Raw genomic sequence first — 500 nt, forward strand, 5'->3', positions numbered from 1 at the left:
CTTGCCTTCAGCGGTCTGGAGCTCAGCGATGTCGATGTGGAAATAGCCGATCGGATAGGCCTTGAACTTCTTCTTCGAAGACTTGCCGCCTTCCACCTCCGGCAATCGGCTGATGCCGTGGCGCTGGAGGCAGCGATGCAGGGATGACCGCGTCAGATGCGGGATGGTTGGCTGCAGTGCATAGAGACAATCGTCGAGCGGCAGCAGCGTATGCCGTCGGAACGCGACGATGATCGCCTCCTCCTCGATGGAAAGGACTGTCGACTTGGCTTCCTTGGGGCCTGTCGAACGATCGGCGACAGTCTCGCGCTGCTTCCACTTCGCGACAGTCTTCTGGTTGATCCCGTAGCGCTTGGCGAGGGCTCTCAGGCTCTCTTGACTATTTTGTATTGCTCGACGGACCGCCTCCGTCGTGGTGGCGCAGCCGTGTAAAACCTGTCCCATAGCGCATCCTTCGAATCGTGCGACAAGAATGCACCATCAAAGCTTGGGACTAAACA

1 pseudogene is annotated in these 500 nt (G+C 58.2%); it reads right to left on the reverse strand.

Annotated elements, in window-relative coordinates:
- A pseudogene (locus ALC15_RS40985) lies at window positions 1–444 on the reverse strand (helix-turn-helix domain-containing protein); the annotation flags it as partial.
- Window positions 445–500: the final 56 nt, after the last annotated feature.

It is taken from the genome of Bradyrhizobium viridifuturi, assembly GCF_001238275.1.
Taxonomy (GTDB): Bacteria; Pseudomonadota; Alphaproteobacteria; order Rhizobiales; family Xanthobacteraceae; genus Bradyrhizobium; species Bradyrhizobium viridifuturi.